Below are 21,313 nucleotides of genomic sequence, written 5' to 3' on the forward strand. Positions count from 1 at the left end.
ATTAAGGCTCAGACATCTTCTTTATGTCGGTTCTTGGCTTCGATCCACTGCGACATATATTGAGTGCTTTTATGCTGATGATGACGCAGCATACTGCCGATGAAGTTGTTTCGTCGGATAGCGCAGAGTTGCTGCCGACAATCGTTGAGTTTGGCGATCAATGCTGGACCGTGAATAGCTGACGGGTAACGAGTGCTCAATAATTCAAACCCGGACGCTTGTGCCTGTAACCACCGGGTTTCATCTTTATAGAGTTGTACGGCGTTATCGGCAAACGCCTGGGCCGTCCTGGTTATCGCGCCCGGCCAAGCTTCTACGCCATGCATGGCCTCTGCGCCAATCGGCGTTGTGATATTCGGTGTGCCACAGATCATCGCGTCGACGATTTTGCCTTTGATTCCCGCCCCAAACCGCAACGGCGCCAGACACACCCGTGCCGCCGACATCACTTGCAAGGCGTCTTCAGCCCAGTTCATCACATGAAAGCCCTGCGACGGGTTGTGCAGGGCAGTGGCCTTGGGTGGTGTGTAAGCGCCGTAGATATGCAACTGCGCCGTGGGCAGTTGCTCGCGGATCAGCGGCCAGATTGCCGCTTTCATCCAAAGCACCGCGTCCCAATTCGGAGCATGACGAAAGTTGCCGATACTCAAAAAATGCGCCCGGTCTGCAAACGCGGTTGGCGGGGCACTCGGCAGATCGACCATCAGCGGACACCAGTGCAGCAAGTTGCGCGGCAGTTTGAACTGCTCGACCAGCAACTCGATTTCCACTTCGGAGATCATCAGGTTCAAATCGCAGCGGTACAGCGCGGCGATCTCACGTTTGGCCAAGTCCGTATCAGCCATCAATTCGAACTCTTCACGCAAGGCCGGGGCAAACAACTCGCTGAAGTCATTGGCGTCATCGCGGTCTTTCAATCGCTCTTTAAGCCGTTGATGCCGGGCATGGCGCAGGCTTTGCAAATCCGACGTCTCAAGCACACGCAAGGCGTTTGGGCAGTGTTTTTCAACGCGCCAGCCGAATTGTTCTTCCATCATGAACTGATCGAACAGCACGATATCCGGCGCCAGTTCACTGATAAACACGTCGAAGCTACTGTTGTTCAACTCGATTGCCACTTCACGAATACCCAGCGCCGTCAGGTCTGCCCGGTGTTCGCCGGTGCCGGCCGGGCTGCTGAAGGTAATGTCCCAGCCTTGTTGCAAGAACGTATCGAGAATTTGCATCACATGCCCGCTAGCCGCTGAAGAGCGCGGCTCGGGCCAGACGTAACCAATGACCAGGACTTTGGTTGCGTGGGGCTGACTCATTAACGGGTATTCCTTGGTGCGGGTAGAGGAGTGGGTGATACGAGGAACTCAGGCCTGACTGACAAGCATGGATTTGACCTTGTCGCGCAACTGGTCAATGGAGAACGGCTTGCCGATGACGTGCATGCCATCAGGCACATCAATACTTTCGGCGTAACCGCTGGCGAACAGGATCGGCAGGTCAGGGCGCAGCATCCGGGCCTGGACGGCCAGTTCTCGTCCGTCCATCACGGGCAAGCCGACATCGGTCATCATCAAATCGATGTACTGGTCTTCGTCGTTGAGAAATTCCAGCGCCTGTTCGCTGCCATCCGCCTCAAGTACTTTGAACTCCAGCTCCTCCAGCACGTCAACGATCAGCATGCGCACAATGGCATCGTCTTCGACTACTAATATGATGGATGCGTCGGCGGACATAGTGGGAGCTCTCAAAGAATGAATTCAGGGTGCCGGTCATTAAAAATCGCCGGCCTCTTGCATGAGTAAGTGGCGGATCCCGACAAGTTCCCAACGCTGCGCAAAAAAGAATCACGGTACAAGAAACAGCAAGGATAACCGCTCCCTTTGCGCTCGCGCAGCTAAATGCGGGTATTTACCTTGATACGCGGTAGAAAATTGGATCACATCCCCTTTTTTGGGGCAAACTCCTTCGTTTTGAACAGTTCGACAAGGCCTCCCCATGACCACTGCGTCTTCGGTTGATGAGCAACGATTCCGCAAACTCCTGAGCCGCAACGTCAGCCTGCCATTGGGGGTCGGCGTCATCAGTGCGGTGTTTTTTGTCTCGCTGATCACTTATCTGTTGTCGGTGATCCAGTGGGTCGAGCACACCGACCGGGTGATCAATAACGCCAATGAAGCTTCCAAGCTGACGGTTGATCTGGAAACCGGCATGCGCGGTTACCTGCTGACCGGCGATGAACGCTTTCTTGATCCCTACGAAACCGCCAAACCCAGAATCACGGTCGCTCTTAACACTTTGCTGGAACTCACCGCTGACAACCCGGCGCAGACCGATCGTGTGCGTCGTCTGCAAGCTTTGCAGACGGACTGGACCACCTACGCGCAATCGATGATCGATTTGCAGCGTACCAGCGGGGATTACCGCGCCGCGGTAAAGACCGGGCGCGGCAAGCGGCTGACGGATGAAATTCGCAAGCAGTTCGAAGAAGTGATCGATATGGAGCAGCAGTTGCGCGCCACGCGTAACGACGAAGTGCGCCGAACCACGATCTGGAGCATCGGCCTGTACCTGCTGTTCGTCGCCAGTATCAGCGCCTTGCTGGCCTACATTGGCCGTCGCGACCTGCTCAATCTTTCGCAAGTCTACAGTGCCAACCTGGCGGCACAACAAGTCAGCGCCCGGCGTCTGGAACAACAGGCCTGGCTGCGCAATGGCCAGACCGAGCTGGCCGAACAAGTGTTGGGGCAACTGAGCCTCAATGTATTGGGCCGCAACATTTTGCAGTTTTGCGCGCAGTACCTGGGCACCGCTGTCGCCGCCATTTATGTTCGCGAAGAGCACGGCGGCCTCAAGCGTATTGCTTCTTACGGTTTCTCCCGTGAGCAGGAAGAACGTGACCAGCACATCTACAGCGATGAAGGGATTGTCGGTCAGGTCGCGAACCAGGCTCGCCTGATCCGTCTTGATGACGTTCCCCGCGATTACTTCAAGGTCAGTTCCGGGTTGGGCGAAGGCCTGCCGCATAGCGTGCTCGTGGTGCCGACCAGTGATGACGAGCGGATCAACGGCGTGATCGAACTCGGTTTCCTGCGGCCGTTGAATGATCGTGACATCGAGTTGCTGGAGTTGATTGCCGGCAACATCGGCACTTCCATCGAGGCCGCTCGCTATCGCCAACGGTTGCAGGAAGTGTTGGGCGAAACCCAGCAGCTCAATGAAGAGCTGCAAGTGCAGCAAGAAGAGCTCAAGACTGCCAACGAAGAGCTGGAAGAACAGTCGCGAATTCTCAAGGAGTCCCAGGCGCACCTGGAAACCCAGCAGGTCGAACTGGAACAGACCAACGAGCAGCTCGCTGAGCAAGCGCAGATCCTGGCGGATCAACGCGATGCCATGGACCTGAAAAACACCGAGCTCAATCAGGCTCAGGTGCAGCTTGAAGATCGCGCACTGGAGTTGCAGCGCTCCAGCAAGTACAAGTCCGAGTTTCTCGCCAACATGTCCCACGAATTGCGCACGCCGCTGAACAGTTCGTTGATCCTGGCCAAATTGCTCGCTGAAAACCCGCAGGAAAACCTCACGGCCGAGCAGGTGAAATTCGCCGAGTCGATCTATTCCGCCGGTAATGACTTGCTCAATCTGATCAACGACATCCTCGATATTTCCAAGGTCGAGGCCGGCAAACTGGAGATGCATCCCGAGAACGTCAGCGTCGAGCGTCTGGTAGACGGTTTGCGCGGGATGTTCGAACCGATGGCGGCGGACAAGAACCTCGCGTTTCATGTCGAGTCGCAACCCGGTTCGCCGAAGATGCTCTTCACCGATCGCCAGCGTCTGGAACAAGTGATCAAAAATCTGCTGTCGAACGCAGTGAAGTTCACCGAGAGGGGCTCGGTCAGCCTGGCCGTGGCGTCGCAGCCCAATAACGGCGTCGCCTTTATCATCCGCGACTCCGGTATCGGTATTGCCGAGGACCAGCAGGACGGTATTTTCGAAGCGTTTCGCCAGGCCGATGGCACCACTAATCGGCGCTATGGCGGCACCGGTCTGGGCTTGTCGATTTCCCGGGACCTGGCCGCGCTGCTCGGTGGTTCGATCAGCGTAACCAGTGAGCCGGGGCAGGGCAGTGTGTTCACCCTGGTCTTGCCTCAGCAATATGTCGAGCCGGGCGACACGCCTGTCGAACCGATGAAGGCGTCCCCCATGGCAATCACCCACCGCGTGGCAGCGGCAGCGCTGGTGCCGCTGATTGCCGAGGTGGATATTCCGCGCTTCAATGATGACCGCGCTCAAGCGCCGTTCAAGACGCGATGTATTCTGGTGGTGGAAGATGAGCCCAACTTTGCGCACATCCTCTACGATCTCGCCCATGAACTGGGCTATCAATGCCTGGTCGCCCACGGTGCCGACGAAGGTTATGACCTGGCCAAGGAGTTTATTCCCGACGCCATTTTGCTGGACATGCGCCTGCCCGATCACTCCGGTCTGACCGTATTGCAGCGCCTGAAGGAACACGCCGAAACCCGGCACATTCCGGTGCACGTGATTTCGGTTGAAGACCGGGTTGAAGCCGCAATGCACATGGGCGCCATCGGTTACGCGGTCAAGCCAACCACCCGCGAAGAACTCAAGGACGTGTTCGCCCGCCTCGAAGCCAAGCTGACCCAAAAGGTCAAACGGGTGCTGCTGGTGGAGGACGACGACCTGCAGCGCGACAGCATTGCCCGCCTGATCGGCGACGAAGACATCGAAATCACGGCCGTTGGACTGGCTCAGGATGCTCTGGACCTGCTGCGCACGACGATTTTCGATTGCATGATCATCGACCTGAAGCTGCCGGACATGCTCGGCAACGACTTGCTCAAGCGCATGTCCACCGAAGACATCTGCTCGTTCCCGCCGGTGATTGTCTACACCGGACGCAACCTGACTCGCGATGAAGAGGCCGAGCTGCGCAAGTATTCGCGTTCGATCATCATCAAGGGCGCTCGCTCGCCTGAGCGATTGCTGGATGAGGTCACACTCTTTCTGCACAAAGTCGAATCGAAGTTGTCCCATGAACGGCAGAGGATGCTCAAGACCGCGCGCAGCCGCGACAAGGTCTTCGAGGGTCGCAAGGTGCTGCTGGTGGACGACGATGTTCGCAATATCTTCGCCCTCACCAGTGCTCTGGAGCAAAAGGGTGCAGTCGTGGTTATTGGCCGAAACGGTCGTGAAGCGATTGAAAGACTCAATGAAGTCGAGGACATCGATCTGGTGTTGATGGACGTGATGATGCCGGAGATGGATGGCTTCGAAGCCACTATCGAGATCCGCAAGGACCCGCGCTGGCGCAAGCTGCCGATCATTGCGGTGACGGCCAAGGCCATGAAGGACGATCAGGAGCGCTGTTTGCAAGCCGGCTCCAACGATTACCTGGCCAAGCCCATCGACCTGGACCGACTGTTCTCGCTGATTCGCGTGTGGTTACCGAAGATGGAACGCATCTAGTGGAAGGCATTTGTTCAGTGGAGCGAAATAGCGAAATCGAATTGCGTTTGTTGATTGAGGCCATTTACCTCAAGTACAGCTACGACTTTCGCGATTATTCCGGCGCTTCAATCAAGCGCCGGGTGAATCATGCGCTGGTTCAATTCGAGTGCAACACCATCTCGGCCCTGCAAGAAAAGGTGCTGCACGACCCGACCGCTTTCATGCAATTGCTGCAACTGTTGACGATCCCGGTCAGCGAAATGTTTCGCGACCCTTCGCACTTCCTCGCGATCCGCAAGGAAGTAGTGCCTCTGCTCAAGACCTATCCATCGATCAAGATCTGGATCGCCGGTTGCAGCACGGGTGAAGAGGTCTATTCGATGGCGATTCTGCTGCGTGAAGAAGGCTTGCTCGACCGCACCATCATTTATGCCACTGACATCAACCCACACTCACTGGAAAAGGCCAAGCAGGGGATTTTCTCCATGGAAAATGTCCGGGCCTACACTTCTAACTATCAGCAGGCAGGTGGCCAGTGTTCATTCGCCGACTACTACACCGCGGCTTATGGTTACGCGATTTTCGACAAGAGCCTGTGTGAGAACGTGACGTTCGCCGATCACAGCCTCGCGACCGACAGTGTCTTTTCAGAAACTCAATTGATTTCGTGCCGTAATGTATTGATTTATTTTAATAAAAAACTTCAGGATCGTGCGTTCGGGTTGTTCCATGAGTCCCTGTGTCACCGTGGGTTCCTGGTGCTGGGCAGCAAGGAAACACCGGATTTTTCAGCCTTTGGCAACCGGTTTGAGCCGCTGGTCAAACAAGAACGGATCTACCGAAAATCATGAGCGACGCAGCAGATGTTCCTTCAATAAAGGCTATCGTGATCGGCGCTTCGGCCGGCGGAGTCGAGGCGTTGCTCACGATTCTTGGCCCGCTGCGTGAAGGCTTCACACTGCCGATCATTGTGGTGCTGCACCTTCCTGACGAGCGCCGCAGCCTGTTGGCCGAGGTGTTTGCACGCAGGGTATCGATGCCTGTAATGGAAGCGACCGATAAAACCCGGGTCGAAGCGGGGACGCTGTATTTCGCCACACCCGGTTATCACTTGTCGGTGGAACAGGACCACAGCTTCTCGTTGAGCCTGGAAGATCGAGTGCATCATTCGCGTCCCGCCATCGATTACCTCTTCGAATCCGCAGCCGATGCCTACGGTTCAGCCTTGGCCGCCGTGCTGCTGACCGGGGCCAATCGCGATGGGGCCCGTGGCCTTTCGCACGTTAAACGTCGCGGTGGCCTGACGGTTGTGCAAGACCCGACTGAGGCGCAGGTCGCGACCATGCCCCAGGCAGCGCTGGATATTCAGCAGCCTGACCATATTCTCACTGTCCGCGGCATCGGCCGTCTGCTTGTCGAGCTGGAACGAATAGCATGTTAAGTAACATTCAAGCCAAATTGCTGATCGTCGACGATCTGCCGGAGAACCTGTTGGCGCTCGAAGCGCTGATCAAGCGTGAAGACCGTATGGTCTACAAAGCCTTGTCCGCCGATGAAGCCTTGTCGCTGTTGTTGCAGCACGAATTCGCCATGGCCATTCTCGATGTACAGATGCCGGGCATGAATGGCTTTGAACTCGCCGAATTGATGCGCGGCACGGAAAAAACCAAAAACATCCCGATCGTGTTTGTCAGTGCGGCCGGTCGCGAGTTGAACTACGCGTTCAAAGGCTATGAAAGCGGGGCGGTCGATTTCTTGCACAAGCCGCTGGATATCCATGCGGTCAAGAGCAAGGTCAACGTGTTCGTGGACCTGTATCGCCAGAGCAAGGCGATGAAGCAGCAGGTTGAAGCGCTGGAACAGAGCCGTCGCGAGCAAGAAGAGCTGCTCAAGCAGTTGCAGCGCACTCAGCTGGAACTGGAGCAGGCGGTGCGTATGCGCGATGACTTCATGTCGATCGTCGCCCACGAAGTGCGCACGCCGCTCAATGGCCTGATCCTTGAAACCCAGTTGCGCAAGATGCACCTGGCCCGGGACAACGCTTCGGCGTTCACGCTGGACAAGATGCACGCCATGGTCGACCGCGATGAGCGCCAGATCAAAAGCCTGATCCGCCTGATCGAAGACATGCTGGACGTGTCGCGCATCCGCACCGGGAAGCTGTCGATCCGGCCGAGCCGATTTGATCTGGTGCAATTGGTCAGCAACCTTCTGCAAAACTTTGCGCCCCAGGTCGATACCGCCGAGTGTTCCACACACTTTGTTGCTGAGCACCCAGTAGTCGGCAACTGGGACGAATTCCGCATTGAGCAAGTCATTTCAAATCTACTGACCAACGCCTTGCGTTATGGTGGCAAGAGCCAGATAGACGTACGGGTTTACGCACATGAAGGTCAGGCCCGGGTTGAGGTGCAGGATCGCGGGATCGGCATCAGCGAAGAAAACCAGAAGCGTATTTTTCAACAGTTCGAGCGTGTTTCAGCCAAAACCGTGGTTGCGGGGCTGGGTTTGGGGCTGTTTATTTCAGAACAAATTGTTGCCGCCCATGGCGGTTCCATCGCCGTCGAGAGCAAAATCAACGAAGGCGCCTTATTTCGCGTTTGTCTGCCGCTGTAGGAAAACAGCCAGATAAACGCAACCTCTGATCGACCCGACGGTCGTATCAGCAGCTATTGACCGAACAAAGGCTTCCCATGAGTGAAGATGCGCAAGATGTAGTACTCATTGTCGAGGATGACCCCTCGATTCTGATGGTGTTGTCCGCTTATTTGTCGGGTGAAGGTTACCGGGTGCTGCAGGCCGAAAACGGCGAGCAGGCCTTTGAAATACTGGCGAGCAAACCGCACCTGGACATGATGATCACTGATTTTCGCTTGCCCGGCGGGATTTCCGGCGTACAGATCGCCGAGCCTGCGGTGAAGCTGCGACCGGAACTCAAAGTGATTTTTATCAGCGGTTATCCGCAGGAAATCCGCGAGACCGACAGCCCCATCACCAAAACCGCGCCGATCCTGGCCAAGCCGTTCGATCTGGATGAACTGCAAGAGCTCATGCAGCAAATGCTGTCCTGAGCTCGTTGCAATCGGTTGTCGGGGGGGCGCTTAGATTCTGATCATCTCTCGCACCTTGGCCGTCAGCAGGTCGAAGGTGAAGGGTTTGGTGATCATTTGCATGCCGGGGTCCAGAAACCCTCCACGAACGGCCGCGTGTTCGGCATAGCCGGTGATGAACAACACCTTCAGGTCAGGCCGATACTGCCGACCGATTTCCGCCAATTGCCGGCCATTCATTCCCGGCAATCCCACATCACTGATCAACAGATCAATACGTTGGTCGGACTCGAGAATCGGCACCGCGCTGTCAGCATCGCCCGCTTCAACGAAGGCGTAGCCCAATTCACTCAATACCGCGCTGACCAGTACGCGTACCGCCGGGTCGTCTTCGACAATCAGTACGGTTTCACCGTCCAGAGCGTGTGGGGCAAGCTGGATGTCGCTCAGGCTTTCCTCGGCCAGATCCCCGCTGTAACGCGGCAGAAACAGACTCACCGATGTGCCGTGGCCCACTTCGCTGTCGATCGTGACGTGACCATGAGACTGCTTGCTGAAGCCGTAAATCATCGACAACCCCAACCCAGTGCCCTGGCCGATCGGTTTGGTTGTAAAGAAGGGGTCAAAGGCCCGGTTGATCGTGCTTTCGGCCATGCCACAGCCGGTGTCGGTCACTCGCAGCACGACGTAATCACCAGGCAGCAAATTGCCGTGGTCCGCAACGAATGCCGAATCCAGCTGCTGATTGGAGGTGTTGACGACCAGCGTGCCGCCTTCGGGCATCGCATCGCGAGCGTTAAGCACAAGGTTGAGCAGGGCGCTTTCCAGTTGGTTGGGATCAGCCTCGGCGACCCAAAGATCGTCACTCAACTGCATGTCCAGCTGAATACTTTCGTTGATGCTGCGTTGCAGCAGTTCGCCCATGGACACCACCAGCGTGTTCATCTCCACCGGTTTGGAATCCAGCGATTGGCGCCGCGAGAACGCCAATAGACGATGGGTCAGGCCCGCTGCGCGGTTCGCCGAAGTCACGCCCAGATCAATCAACCCGTCCAGGTCCTCGGTGCGGCCGCGAGCCAAGCGCCGGCGCAGCAGCTCCAGGCTGCCGATAATGCCGGTCAGCATGTTGTTGAAGTCATGGGCGATACCGCCGGTAAGTTGGCCCACCGCTTCCATTTTCTGCGACTGCCTCAGGGCTTCTTCGTTGTGCCGCAGTTGGGCGGTGCGCTCCTCGACCTGTTGTTCGAGGGTTTCCAGGGTATTTTGCAGACGGAGCTCACTTTGGCTCAAATCGATCAACCGGTCCCGGGCCTCATATTGTCGTCGCCGTCCGCGCAGTGCGGTGGTGACGAGGCTGATCAAGGTCACCGGATGAAACGGGCGCTCAAGGAAGGTCACATTACCCAGCTGCGGTCCGAGTCGCGAAGCCGGGTTCTGCTCGGGACCTCCATGATGGGTCAGCAGTACGATCGGCAGGTCGGACCACGCCGGTTGTTGCTCGATCAGATGCAGAAGAGGGTCGAGAGCACAACCGATCAGCGCTTCCGAAGAGATCACCAGCAATCCGGCACCTTGCACCAGCTCGCTGCACAACGTCGACAGATCGCGGGCCACAATGCCTTCGAAACCCGCTTCATTGAGCATCATCAGCGCAATCTGGCTGTCGCGTCCCAGCGGCGCGAGAATGATCGCGCGCTCGGACATCGCCTCGATGATACTCACCGGATATCGTCCTGAAGCAGCGGCTGGCTCGCGCCCAGATACGTTGGCACGCCACGTAATACGCCCTGGAATGCATCCAGTGGTTCACCAATCGTCATGCCCCGGCTGCCGATGCGGTATTCGCGGATGGTCGATTCATGGCTGCCGGTGCGCTTCTTGATGATCGAGATTGCCCGGCGAACCTTGCCCACGGCTTCGAAGTAGCGCAACAGAATCACTGTGTCAGCCAGATAGGTAATGTCGACCGGCGCCTGCATGTCACCGACCAGCCCGTGTTGGGCGACCGTCATGAACGTCGCAGCGCCTCGCCGGTTGAGGTACAGCAGCAACTCGTGCATGTGCAGCACCAGTGCGTTCTCCTCGGGCATCGCGGCCTGATAACCGTTGATGCTGTCGATCACCACGGTTTTGATTTCACGCTCATCGACACAGCGGCGCACGCGGTGGGAGAACTCGCCGGGGGACAGTTCAGCGGCGTCCACTTGTTCGATCAGCAGGTTGCCGGTGTCTTGCAGCGCCTGCAGGTCGATGCCCATGTTCTTCATGCGCTCAAACAACAGCCCCAGTTCTTCATCGAAGATGAACAGCGCGGCTTTTTCACCACGCGCCACGGCGGCAGCGGCGAATATCATCGAGATCAGCGATTTACCGGTACCGGCCGGACCGAGGATCAACGTGCTGGAACCCGTTTCGATACCGCCGCCGAGCAGGGCGTCCATTTCGTTGATGCTGCTGGTCAACTGTTGGCGGACATAGCCGCCACGGTGTTCGGCAGCCACCAGGCGCGGGAACACATGCACGCCGTCGCCCATGATGGTGAAGTCATGATAACCGCCGCGGTATTTCTGGCCGCGGTACTTCACCACGCGGATGCGACGACGTTCGGCGCCATAGTTGGGCGTCAGTTCTTCAAGGCGAATCACGCCGTGCGCGACGCTGTGTACGGTTTTATCCAGGGATTCGGTGGTCAGGTCATCCAGCAACAGCACGGTGGCGTCGTAACGCACAAAGTAGTGTTTGATGGCCAGAATCTGCCGACGATAACGCAGTGAGCTCTGGGCCAGGAGGCGGATTTCAGAGAGGCTGTCGAGTACCACGCGAGTGGGTTTGACCCGCTCGACCACTTCGAAAATCTGCTTGGTGGCTTCGCCCAGCTCAAGGTCCGAGGAGTACAACAGGCTTTGCTGATGCTCGGCATTGAGCAGGCTTTCCGGAGGGGTCAACTCGAAGATGTGGATGTTCTCATCCAGCTCCCAGCCGTGGGACAGTGCGCCTTGACGCAGCTCACGCTCTGTTTCTGACAGCGTGATGTACAACGAGCGTTCGCCAGCGCGGGCGCCAGCCAACAGAAAATGCAACGCGACGGTGGTTTTGCCGGTTCCGGGTTCGCCCTCCAGCAAAAAAACGTGTCCACGGGACAATCCACCGGCCAGGATGTCATCCAGACCTTCGATGCCGGTGGCGGCTTTTGCACTGAACAACTCGTTTGATGTAGACAAAAAATGCCCTCTCATGACTAGGGGAAGTGAGGCTGCAGGCTTGAGGGGCCTGTAGGGACTGCCTGTTCACTTGACCTCTGGCGGTGATGACGGTTCAACCTTTTTGCTGACCTGACGTGTAGCAACTGCCGAAGGCTGCGTTCGAGTGCGTAGCGCTCGTTGTCGGACGGTGGGAGGTTGCTACGCACAAGGACGCAGCCTTCGGCGGCTGCTACAGAGGGTGGTGTTACAAACCTTGCTGCAAGGCGGGGTCATCCGGGTTGAGCTGTTCCAGCTGCGCCAGCAGAATCTGCACGTTCTGTAGCTGTCCGCTTTCCTTCCAGTAGTTGATCAGCAGCACCCGCGCCTTGCGGTCGGCCGGGTGGCGCTGGACGATCTCCTGTAATTGCTTTTGCGCAGCTTCCAGTTCTTGCTCAAGGTGCAAGGTGGTCGCCAGGTCGTAGCGATAGTCCTTGTTGTCTGGCTCCAGTTCCACGGCTTTGGAAAGACCGAGCAAGGCAAATTCACTTTGCCCGTGGTGTAACAACCAAAGCCCCAAGGCATGTTGCAGATAGGCCGAGTCGGGCTGCGTTTTCAACTGTTTCGCCAGCAATTGGCGCGCGGCATCGCTCTGGCCTTGCCGGTCGAGCACATCAATTTGCATCACCAGGGCCGGCAGATTGCCTGGGTCTAGCTGTAATGTGCGCTCAAGCGCCTCCTGCGCCTCTTTCAATTCGGCATTGTGCAGGTGCAGGCGCGCCAACTGGTATTGGTTTTGGGCGCTGGGCGGTTGACTTTTAAGGGCCAGTTCCCAGGCATCGATGGCTTGCTCCAAAGGCCCGAAATACAGTCCCAGATCATCCGGCGACAGCCCCAGCAGTGCGTTGACGGCGGCAAATCGTACCTTTTCTACGTCGTCATCGAGCATTGGGCCAATCAAAAGGCTGCGTTGCCCGGAGGAGACCAGACCACTAATGCTTTTGATCGCGGCGATCCGCACCTCTTCATCGGGATGTTGCAGGTCCGCGCTCGCCAGTTTCAGGGCCTGCGGGCTTGGGTAATTGGGCAACTCCGCATGCAGCCAGATTCGCCGCTTGGTCGACAGATCAGGGCGGCCCATTTGCTGGTAAAGCACCCGTGCAGCCCCCGGTTGACCGGCACGCGCCTGAGTCAACGCTTCGCTGTAACCGCGCTTGATGGCTTCGGGCACTTCAGGCGTTGTGCTGCGCAGCAATAGCCAGACGATAGTGATGGCAACCAGTACACAGAGACTGACGAGCAAGTAGCGGCGGGACTGGGGCATGCAGGAATCCAGGAGCTGGCAAGCTTTTGCAAAGGTCGTCAGCTTCGGTCAGGCCGGGCTGTGAGTCAAACCCTGACATGGCTCAATGTCGTGGATTTTGCCTACAGGTTGCGTCGACATTGAAACCTGTCGAGGCCTTGAAGCAGTGACTACGCTTGCTAGAGTTGACTCCAAGAGTGTTCCCATGCAACCGCTGCTTCAATACTTCAAAGCCATACTCAATCCCGGGCAAGGGGTGCTGCTGTTTGCCTTTAGAACCATTGTGGCCGGATTGCTGACGCTGTACCTGGCGTTCCTGTTCGACCTCGATCAACCCAAGTGGTCAATCATGGCGGTGGTTATCGTCAGTCAGCCATTGGCTGGCATGGCACTGGCCCGCAGTTTCGGCCAGGTCATCGGCACCACCCTGGGGGCTGCCGCGGCGGTGGTGATCATGGCGATCTTTCCCCAGGCGCCGCTGCCGTTCATCGTCACCCTGGCCCTGTGGCTGGCCCTGTGCACCGCTGGTGGGACGTTGTTGCGCTACACCAGTTCCCAGGCGTTCGTGCTCAGCGGCTACACGGCGGTGGTGGTGGCGTTGTTGGCCGTGCCTGATCAAGACGGCACTTTCCTGCTGGCCGTTACGCGCCTGACCGAGACGCTTCTGGCGGTGGCATGCGTCTGCGTTGTCAGCCTGCTGACGGCGCGTCCGGAAGCCGTGGCCCGAAGCTACTTCACCAAGATTGATCAAGTGATCAAGTTACTGGCGACACACGCCGGCGCCGTCATACGCACGGAAGAAAGCGATGCCGATTTTCAACGCAGGCAAATGCAACTGCTAGGTGAAATCAGCGCCCTGGAAGGATTGCGCCGGCATCTTTACTTTGATGCGCCTCGATTACGCAGTGCCAATAGCCTGGTCCAGTTGCTGGGAAACCAATTGGTGTTGCTGACATCGCGGTTGATGGCGCTGCGCCATCAGCGGGAACTGCTGACCGAGCGCTGGAAAGGTGATTTACCTGTGGAAATACAGCGTTTGCGCGACGAAGAGCTGACGTTTCTCGATGAGCTGGCGCAAAAGGGCCGCTCGCTATCGGCCGATGCGCGTCAGCATTTTGCGACATTGCAACAGCGTTTCGATGATCAGGCGTACAAGGCTGAACAGCTGACCGAAGCCATGCCAGCCACACTGCGTTCGCTGGCCTGGGCCCTGCGCTGGGAGCAAGCGCGTTTATTACAGCAACTGGAGCAGATTCTGGAATTGAGCGACGCGATTCAGGAAGGGCGTCAGGCCAGCAGCGTCTTTCGGGGACAGGAGAATCCGCTGCATCTGGATTTCACCCTGGCCGCGATGAACGCCATTCGGGCTTTTACCGCGTTTGTGGTTGCGGGTCTGATCTGGATCGAGACAGGCTGGGATGGCGCGCGCGGCGGAATGGTTCTGGTCGGGATTCTCTGTTCGCTGATGGCGACTTTTCCGAGACCGCTACTGGCTGCGCAAAGCTATGCAAGGGGCCTGGGCCTGGCGTTGCTGGTGTCGGCGCTTTACCAATTCATGCTGATGCCAATGATCAGTAATTTCGAGCTGATGGCATTGCTGTTGGCGCCGTTGCTGTACGCGGTCGCGGTAGGGCTCGCCACGCCGGCGACCACCGGTACGGGCATCGGTCTTGGGTTGTCGACCTTTCTATTGTTGGGGCCGCAAAACGTCGGTATCGGCCAGAACAGTGCGATGCAGTGGTTCGAGTTCGCCGGCGCCTATGTCAGCGCAACGGTGCTGGCATTGAGCGTCTTCGCCTTGATCTTCCCGTTCAGGCCCGTTTTGCGGATTCGCCGGCTGTTCAAGGAAAACGCTGAGCAGGTCCGTGCCTTGATGAAGGCGCCAGCCACCGACGAACAGCAATTTGCCTTTGAAAGCCGCATGGTCGATCGACTGACCATGATGTTGGGCTTGTTGCCGGCGACCAGCGACAAGTCTTCCGGGGAATTGTTTCAGGTCAGCCTCGGGTGCATGGCCCTGGGCGTTGCGTTGAACCAGCTCAGGCAGCAGGGGCAGGGCAACGCGCTCTTGAGTTCAGAGCAACAACGCCGGTTACTGGCGACGGTCCGGGACTGTGGAAGATGGGTTGCCGGGCGACCAGGGGCAGACCTAAACCAGCTGCTGGGGGATTTGCACGCCTTGGGCGATGAGCTGGACGATCTGCATCTGGAGGTTCACGAACATCTGTGGTCGGTGTTCCGGATGCGCGTAGCGTTGCTGATCGTGGAGTCGTTCATACAGCGCTACCGCGAGTTTTTCCAACCTGTAGACGTCGCGGGAGTGCCGGCCCTTGCCCATTGATTTTGAACTGGGTGGCGTGTACCTGCCGCCAATCGCACAAGCACTGCTATTGGCGCTGCCGATTTTTCTGGCGCTGGACTGGGGCTTGCGCCGCCTCGGCGTGCTGCGTTTTGTATGGCATGAAGCGTTATTCGAGGGCGCGCTGTATGCCTGCGTGTGCGCAACTTTGATTCTGGTAATGGGAGCCTGATGCCTTGAAGAACATCCTTCCCCGACTCGTCACACTGGGCGTTGTAGTACTGGCCTTGGTTCTTGGCTGGTTTGCCTGGGAACATTACACCCGAGCCCCCTGGACGCGGGATGCGCGGGTGCGCGCTGATGTGGTGACGTTATCTGCCGACGTTTCGGGACGTATCGTCAGGCTCGGCGTTCGAGACAACCAGCATGTTGAGAAAGGTCAGCTATTGCTGGAAATCGACCCGGCTCGTTACACCCTGGCAGTGGAACACTCCAAACGTTCAGTGGAAGTGGCGAAAGCTTCGCTGGGGCAATCCCAGGCGGCGATTGCCGCCAGCGAATCACTGCTCAGACAGCGAAGGAGCGAAGAGCACCGCAGGCGTACGCTTAAGGAGCGCTCGGCGATCTCGGGTGAAGAGTGGGAAAAAGCCAACACGGAGGTGACCGTGGCTGAAGCCGATCTGCTGCGTAACCAGGCTAATCTGATATTGGCCCAGGCCAATGTGGACCTGGCCATCGCGGCATTGACCCAGTCTGAACTCAACTTGCAACGCACTCGGGTCGAGTCTCCCGTTACCGGGTATGTCACCAACCTGCTGACCCGTCAGGGCGACTATGCCACTGTCGGTGGCCCTTTGTTGGCACTGGTGGACAGCCAGTCGTTTTATGTCAGCGGCTACTTTGAAGAGACCAAGTTGCCCCGCATCGCAGAGGGCGACCGGGTCAACATCGAATTGATGAGCGGCGAAGCCTTCGGTGGCACCGTGCAAAGCATCGCTGTTGCTATTGCCGACCGCGAAAACCTGCCCGGTGGGCGCTTGCTGGCCAGCATCAACCCCAGCTATACCTGGGTCAAACTGGCGCAACGGGTGCCTGTACGGATTCAGATTGACGCCGACTACGTCAGCAACAACATCCTGCGCGCGGGGACAACGGCGACGGTGACTGTTCTGGAAAACAGCAATGACAGGACAACCCACTAACCCCTGTGGGAGCGAGCCTGCTCGCGATAGCGGTGTGTCAGCCAACATCAATGCTGAATGGTATATCGCTATCGCGAGCAGGCTCGCTCCCACAGGGGATTGCAGTCGGTTGGAGAATCAGCAGACGAAAAAAAAGCCCCGCGACCGAATGAGGCGCAGGGCTAAAAAATTGGTTGGTTGCGACCAACCAAAGGAGCTCTTTAAGAAGCTTACTTGCTGGCGACTGTCTCGGGTTGCCAGCCACCGCCCAGGGCTTTGTAAATCGCGACAATGCCGCTATACAGTTCGGTTTCGGCCTGGGCCTGGGTATCTTCGGCGGCCAGTCGCTCACGTTGAGCGTCGAGCAGGACGAGGAAGTCCGCCGTGCCTTCGCGGTAACGAACTTCGGCCAGGTTGGCGGCGGCGCGGCTCGATTCGCTCTGACGAATCAGTGAGATCAACCGTTGCTGCCGTTTGCCGTAGTCGCTGAATGCGTTTTCCGATTCCTCGAGCGCCAACAGCACTTGCTGCTCGTAAGTCGCGAGTGCGCCTTCGGCATCCGCATCGGCAGCGCGTATGCGGGCCTTGACACTGCCCAGGTCAAACGCCGCCCAAGTGATGGCGGGGCTCAGTGCCCAGGCGTTGGCCGCCGAGGAACCGATTTGCGAACCGCGACCGGCGGTGAAACCCAGGAAGCCGCTGAGGCTGACCCGAGGGAACAAATCAGCCGTGGCCACGCCGATACGGGCGGTGGCAGACGCCAGTTTGCGTTCGGCGCTGAGAATGTCCGGGCGACGTTGCAGCAGTTCACCCGGATCGCCAATCGGCAGCGCTTTAGCGATTGCCGGTAAGTTCTTGGGACTCAGATCGACGGTCAGTTTCTCCGGGCGCTCACCCAACAGGGTCGCGATGCGGTTTTTCTGCCGTACCTGCTCGGCCTGCAATTGCGGCACGCTGGCTTCGACGGACGCCAGACGTGCATCGGCACGCTCGACATCCAACTGATCGCCGACGCCGGCATCACGCAGGCTGATGGTGATCTTGCGTGATTCCTGCTGGTTCTGAAGGTTCGCCAGTGCGATTTTCTCCCGTAATTGCGCGCCGCGCAGTTGGCCATACGAATCCACCAGTTCGGCAATCATGGTGACTTGCAGTTGATACAAGTCCGCCTCGAGAGCCTGCTGTTCAGCGTTGGCTGATTCCAGGTTGCGCTGGATGCGGCCAAACAGGTCGATTTCCCACGCCATGTCCAGGCCAAGGTCGTAGCGTTCGCTGTTGACCTTGTCGGTAGTCTGCCCCGGGACTTGCCCATCGCCCAGATCACTGCTTGCCCGGCTGGTGATGGTCGGCATGGCATCATTGCTGACGTCATCACGAATCGCCCGAGCAGCTTTCCAGCGCGCGAAGGCGACGCGCAAATCACGGTTGCCTTGCAGCGATCGAGTCACCAACTGGTTAAGGGTCGGGTCCTCGAATTGCTGCCACCAGATGCCCTCGAAGTGCGAGCGGTCGAAGTTCTTCTGACCGGCAGCGCCATCGGTAGCCGCCGTGATGTGGGCCGATGCAGTCGCTGGGGTCTTGTAGTCCGGGCCGACGGTACAGGCACTCAGGGCCAGTACCAGCAGGCTCGGCAGGAACGCTTTCAAACTCATTGCTGCGACTCCAGTTTGAGGGCCTTGGCGGCTTTGCGCGCTTCGCCGCGCTCTACAAAGTTGCGAATCAATACGTAGAACACCGGTGTCAGCAACAGACCGAAGAAGGTCACCCCGAGCATCCCGGAGAACACCGCCACACCCATGGCGTGACGCATCTCGGCACCGGCACCGCTGGAGAACACCAGTGGCACAACACCCATGATGAACGCGAAGGAGGTCATCAGGATCGGGCGCAGTCGCAGGCGGCACGCTTCGAGGACCGCAGCCAGCGGGCTCATGCCTTCGTCCTGCTGTTTGTCCTTGGCAAACTCGACGATCAGAATCGCGTTCTTACAGGCCAGTCCCACCAGTACGATCAAGCCGATCTGGGTGAAGATGTTGTTGTCACCCCCCGAAGCAATCACACCGGTAATGGCCGACAGCAAGGTCATCGGTACGATCAGGATCACCGCCAGTGGCAGGCTCCAGCTTTCGTACTGGGCCGCGAGTACCAGGAACGCCAGCAATACGCAGAGCGGGAACACGAACAGGGCGGTGTTGCCGGACAGAATCTGTTGGTAGGTCAGGTCCGTCCATTCGTAGGTCATGCCGTTCGGGAGTTCTTCCTTGAGCAGTTTCTCGATGGCTTTTTCGGCCTGGCCAGAGCTGTAGCCCGGCGCTGCCGCACCGTTGATTTCAGCCGTGATAAAGCCGTTGTAGTGCATCACGCGGTCCGGCCCCGAGGTGTCACTGACCTTGATGAAGGTCGCCAGCGGGATCATTTCGCCTTTGTTGTTGCGCACTTTCAGCTGACCGATCTGGTCCGGTTCAAGACGGAACTGTTGTTCAGCCTGAACGTTGACCTGGTAGGTACGACCGAAGCGGTTGAAGTCGTTGGCATACAGCGAACCCAGGTAGATCTGCAGGGTGTCGAAGATGTCACTGACGGCCACGCCGTGGGTCTTGGCTTTTTCCCGGTCGATGGCGGCATCGACCTGTGGCACGTTCACGGTGTAGCTGGTGAACAGGCCGGCCAGTTCCGGCACGTTGTGACTTTTGTTGATGATGTTCATGGTTTCTTTGTACAGCTCGTCGTAACCCAGGTTGCCCCGGTCTTCGATTTGCAGGCGGAAACCACCAATGGTGCCCAGACCTTGTACTGGCGGCGGCGGGAAGATCGCCATGTAGGCTTCTTGAATCCCGGCGAACTGACCGTTCAGGGCGCCGGCAATTGCACCGGCGGACATGCTCGGGTCTTTGCGCTCGTCGAACGGTTTCAACGTCACGAACACGATGCCGGCGTTAGGACTGTTGGTGAAGCCGTTGATCGACAGGCCGGGGAAGGCCACCGCACTTTCCACGCCTGGCTGTTTCAGCGCCAGGTCGGACATGCGTTTGATCACGTCTTCGGTACGGTCCAGGCTCGCCGCATCCGGCAATTGAGCGAAGGCCACCAGGTATTGCTTGTCCTGGCCGGGGACGAAACCGGTCGGGGTATTGGAAAAACCGAAGAAGGTCAGCACCATCAGGCCTGCGTACAGCAGCAAGGCGATCCCGCTGCTGCGGATAACCCGGCCCACGGTGCCGACATAACCATGGCTGGCCTTGTCAAAGAAGCGGTTGAACGGACGGAACAACCAGCCACCGAAAATCTTGTCGAGGACCTTTGAGAAACGGTCTTTCGGTGCGTCATGGCTTTTCAGCAATACGGCAGCCAGTGCCGGCGACAGGGTCAGCGAGTTGAACGCCGAGATCACTGTCGAGATGGCAATGGTCAACGCAAATTGCTTGTAGAACTGGCCAGTCAGACCCGAAATGAACGCCGCCGGGATAAACACCGCACACAGCACCAGCGCTGTGGCGATGATCGGGCCGGTCACTTCACGCATGGCCCGCTTGGTCGCTTCGACCGGCGTCAGCCCCAGTCCAATATTTCGCTCGACGTTCTCCACCACCACGATGGCGTCATCCACCACGATACCGATGGCGAGTACCAGGCCAAACAGTGACAAGGCGTTCAGCGAGAAACCGAACAGGTGCATCACCGCAAACGTACCGATCAGCGAAACCGGCACCGCTACCAACGGAATGATCGAGGCACGCCAGGTTTGCAGGAACAGGATCACCACCAGCACCACGAGAATCAGTGCTTCAAAAAGCGTGTGAACCACTGCCTCGATGGAGCCGCGCACGAAGATCGTCGGGTCATAGACGATGCTGAAGTCCATGCCTTCAGGGAAGTTCTTCTTCAGCTCGGCCATCTTGCCGCGCACTTCATTGGAGATTTCGATGGCGTTAGAGCCAGGACGCTGGAAGATCGGGATCGCCACCGCCGGTTGGTTATTGAGCAGGGAACGCAGGGCGTATTGGCTGGAACCCAGTTCGACGCGGGCAATGTCTTTGAGGCGTGTGATTTCACCGTTATCGCCGGAGCGAATGATGATGTTCTCGAACTCTTCTTCAGAAACCAGACGACCCTGGGTGTTGACCGACAGCTGGAACGCGGTGGCATTTGGCGCAGGCGGCGCGCCCAGTGCACCGGCAGCCACTTGACGGTTTTGCTCACGAATCGCGCTCACCACATCGGTGGCGGTCAGGTTGCGTGAAGCGGTCTTGTTCGGATCGAGCCACACCCGCAGCGAGTAATCGCCCATGCCGAACAATTGCACGTCACCGACACCGCCCAGGCGCGCCAGCTCATCCTTGATGTTGAGCAGGGCGTAGTTGGACAAGTACAGCATGTCGTAGCGTTTGTCCGGCGAGGTCAAGTGCACGACCATGGTCAGGTCGGGCGAAGCCTTGTCGACGGTGATCCCGATGCGCGTCACTTCTTCTGGAAGCTTGGGCTCGGTGCGGGTCACGCGGTTCTGCACCTGCACCTGTGCGTTGTCCAGGTCGGTGCCCAGCGCGAAGGTGATGGTCAGGGTGATCTTGCCGTCAGCGGTAGACTGCGAGGACATGTACAGCATGTTCTCGACGCCGGTGATGGCTTGCTCCAACGGAGCGGCCACGGTTTCACCGATGACTTTAGGGTTGGCACCCGGGAAGTTGGCGCGGACCACAACGGTCGGCGGCACGACTTCCGGGTATTCGCTGATCGGCAACTGGAACAGCGAGATCGCGCCGGCAATCAGGATCAGCAGCGACAGCACCGCTGCAAAGATCGGCCGTGAAATGAAGAATTGGGAAAAATTCATCGGAGTC

General features: G+C 58.1%; 15 protein-coding genes. 8 read left to right on the top strand and 7 right to left on the bottom strand.

The window, feature by feature from the left end; translation table 11 throughout:
• Window positions 1–8: 8 nt before the first annotated feature.
• Both PMI22_RS01230 and PMI22_RS01225 read right to left on the bottom strand, forming a co-directional pair.
• The gene (locus tag PMI22_RS01230; protein WP_007949262.1) at window positions 9–1,310 is read right to left on the bottom strand and encodes a glycosyltransferase; all 1,302 of its coding nucleotides are present in this window, start codon (window positions 1,308–1,310) and stop codon (window positions 9–11) included.
• A 48-nt stretch (window positions 1,311–1,358) separates the two neighbouring features.
• Window positions 1,359–1,727: a response regulator gene (locus PMI22_RS01225; protein WP_007949263.1), complete on the bottom strand. Its 369-nt coding sequence runs from the start codon at window positions 1,725–1,727 to the stop codon at window positions 1,359–1,361.
• Between the two features lie 262 nt (window positions 1,728–1,989).
• On the opposite strand from PMI22_RS01225, the gene PMI22_RS01220 reads away from it, so the two are divergent.
• The 5 genes from PMI22_RS01220 (at window position 1,990) to PMI22_RS01200 (ending at window position 8,534) form a co-directional block, all read left to right on the top strand.
• Entirely contained in the window at window positions 1,990–5,481 is a 3,492-nt protein-coding gene (locus PMI22_RS01220; RefSeq protein WP_007949264.1) for a response regulator, read from the top strand.
• A complete protein-coding gene (locus PMI22_RS01215; RefSeq protein ID WP_033049786.1) occupies window positions 5,481–6,314 on the top strand; it encodes a CheR family methyltransferase in 834 nt (277 codons plus the stop codon). The genes PMI22_RS01220 and PMI22_RS01215 overlap by 1 nt, the downstream gene beginning before the upstream one ends.
• Window positions 6,311–6,904 carry a chemotaxis protein CheB gene (locus PMI22_RS01210; protein ID WP_007949266.1) on the top strand — a complete coding sequence of 198 codons (594 nt, stop codon included), beginning with the start codon at window positions 6,311–6,313 and terminating at the stop codon, window positions 6,902–6,904. Before PMI22_RS01215 ends, PMI22_RS01210 begins: the two co-directional genes overlap by 4 nt.
• A complete protein-coding gene (locus tag PMI22_RS01205; RefSeq protein WP_007949267.1) occupies window positions 6,898–8,079 on the top strand; it encodes a hybrid sensor histidine kinase/response regulator in 1,182 nt (393 codons plus the stop codon). The genes PMI22_RS01210 and PMI22_RS01205 overlap by 7 nt, the downstream gene beginning before the upstream one ends.
• Window positions 8,080–8,156: 77 nt before the next feature.
• Complete coding sequence (locus tag PMI22_RS01200; protein ID WP_007949268.1) at window positions 8,157–8,534, top strand: response regulator; 378 nt, start codon at window positions 8,157–8,159, stop codon at window positions 8,532–8,534.
• 30 nt (window positions 8,535–8,564) lie between these two features.
• Here PMI22_RS01200 and PMI22_RS01195 read toward each other — a convergent pair whose 3' ends face one another.
• The 3 genes from PMI22_RS01195 to PMI22_RS01185 all read right to left on the bottom strand — a co-directional run bounded on the left by PMI22_RS01195 (window position 8,565) and on the right by PMI22_RS01185 (window position 13,016).
• Window positions 8,565–10,217: an ATP-binding protein gene (locus PMI22_RS01195; protein ID WP_409035771.1), complete on the bottom strand. Its 1,653-nt coding sequence runs from the start codon at window positions 10,215–10,217 to the stop codon at window positions 8,565–8,567.
• Between the two features lie 14 nt (window positions 10,218–10,231).
• Entirely contained in the window at window positions 10,232–11,734 is a 1,503-nt protein-coding gene (locus PMI22_RS01190) for an ATPase domain-containing protein (protein ID WP_007949271.1), read from the bottom strand.
• Window positions 11,735–11,960: 226 nt separating this feature from the next.
• The gene (locus PMI22_RS01185; protein ID WP_007949272.1) at window positions 11,961–13,016 is read right to left on the bottom strand and encodes a HEAT repeat domain-containing protein; all 1,056 of its coding nucleotides are present in this window, start codon (window positions 13,014–13,016) and stop codon (window positions 11,961–11,963) included.
• 184 nt (window positions 13,017–13,200) lie between these two features.
• Between PMI22_RS01185 and PMI22_RS01180 the strand changes: the two genes are divergently transcribed.
• From PMI22_RS01180 to PMI22_RS01170, 3 genes are read left to right on the top strand one after another with little or no spacing between them, the layout of a single operon-like run.
• Window positions 13,201–15,336 (top strand): FUSC family protein, encoded by a 2,136-nt coding sequence (locus tag PMI22_RS01180; RefSeq protein WP_007949273.1) that lies wholly within the window; start codon window positions 13,201–13,203, stop codon window positions 15,334–15,336.
• Complete coding sequence (locus PMI22_RS01175; RefSeq protein WP_007949274.1) at window positions 15,326–15,526, top strand: DUF1656 domain-containing protein; 201 nt, start codon at window positions 15,326–15,328, stop codon at window positions 15,524–15,526. The genes PMI22_RS01180 and PMI22_RS01175 overlap by 11 nt, the downstream gene beginning before the upstream one ends.
• Window positions 15,527–15,530: 4 nt before the next feature.
• On the top strand, window positions 15,531–16,496 hold the full coding sequence (locus PMI22_RS01170) for an HlyD family secretion protein (protein ID WP_007949275.1): 966 nt from the start codon (window positions 15,531–15,533) through the stop codon (window positions 16,494–16,496).
• Window positions 16,497–16,705: 209 nt separating this feature from the next.
• Here the strand turns inward: PMI22_RS01170 and PMI22_RS01165 are convergent, their stop codons facing one another.
• Window positions 16,706–18,127, bottom strand: a complete 1,422-nt coding sequence (locus PMI22_RS01165; protein WP_007949276.1) for an efflux transporter outer membrane subunit — start codon at window positions 18,125–18,127, stop codon at window positions 16,706–16,708.
• A complete protein-coding gene (locus PMI22_RS01160) occupies window positions 18,124–21,306 on the bottom strand; it encodes an efflux RND transporter permease subunit (protein ID WP_007949277.1) in 3,183 nt (1,060 codons plus the stop codon). The genes PMI22_RS01165 and PMI22_RS01160 overlap by 4 nt, the downstream gene beginning before the upstream one ends.
• Between the last annotated feature and the right edge of the window lie 7 nt (window positions 21,307–21,313).

It is taken from the genome of Pseudomonas sp. GM21 (assembly GCF_000282215.1).
GTDB lineage: Bacteria > Pseudomonadota > Gammaproteobacteria > Pseudomonadales > Pseudomonadaceae > Aquipseudomonas.

Bases quoted from the DNA above. Each gene is read 5' to 3' on its own strand.
- PMI22_RS01230 (WP_007949262.1), bottom strand. From the start codon at position 1,310: ATGAGTCAGCCCCACGCAACCAAAGTCCTGGTCATTGGTTACGTCTGG.
- PMI22_RS01225 (WP_007949263.1), bottom strand. From the start codon at position 1,727: ATGTCCGCCGACGCATCCATCATATTAGTAGTCGAAGACGATGCCATT.
- PMI22_RS01220 (WP_007949264.1), top strand. From the start codon at position 1,990: ATGACCACTGCGTCTTCGGTTGATGAGCAACGATTCCGCAAACTCCTG.
- PMI22_RS01210 (WP_007949266.1), top strand. From the start codon at position 6,311: ATGAGCGACGCAGCAGATGTTCCTTCAATAAAGGCTATCGTGATCGGC.
- PMI22_RS01205 (WP_007949267.1), top strand. From the start codon at position 6,898: ATGTTAAGTAACATTCAAGCCAAATTGCTGATCGTCGACGATCTGCCG.
- PMI22_RS01200 (WP_007949268.1), top strand. From the start codon at position 8,157: ATGAGTGAAGATGCGCAAGATGTAGTACTCATTGTCGAGGATGACCCC.
- PMI22_RS01195 (WP_409035771.1), bottom strand. From the start codon at position 10,217: ATGTCCGAGCGCGCGATCATTCTCGCGCCGCTGGGACGCGACAGCCAG.
- PMI22_RS01185 (WP_007949272.1), bottom strand. From the start codon at position 13,016: ATGCCCCAGTCCCGCCGCTACTTGCTCGTCAGTCTCTGTGTACTGGTT.
- PMI22_RS01180 (WP_007949273.1), top strand. From the start codon at position 13,201: ATGCAACCGCTGCTTCAATACTTCAAAGCCATACTCAATCCCGGGCAA.
- PMI22_RS01165 (WP_007949276.1), bottom strand. From the start codon at position 18,127: ATGAGTTTGAAAGCGTTCCTGCCGAGCCTGCTGGTACTGGCCCTGAGT.
- PMI22_RS01160 (WP_007949277.1), bottom strand. From the start codon at position 21,306: ATGAATTTTTCCCAATTCTTCATTTCACGGCCGATCTTTGCAGCGGTG.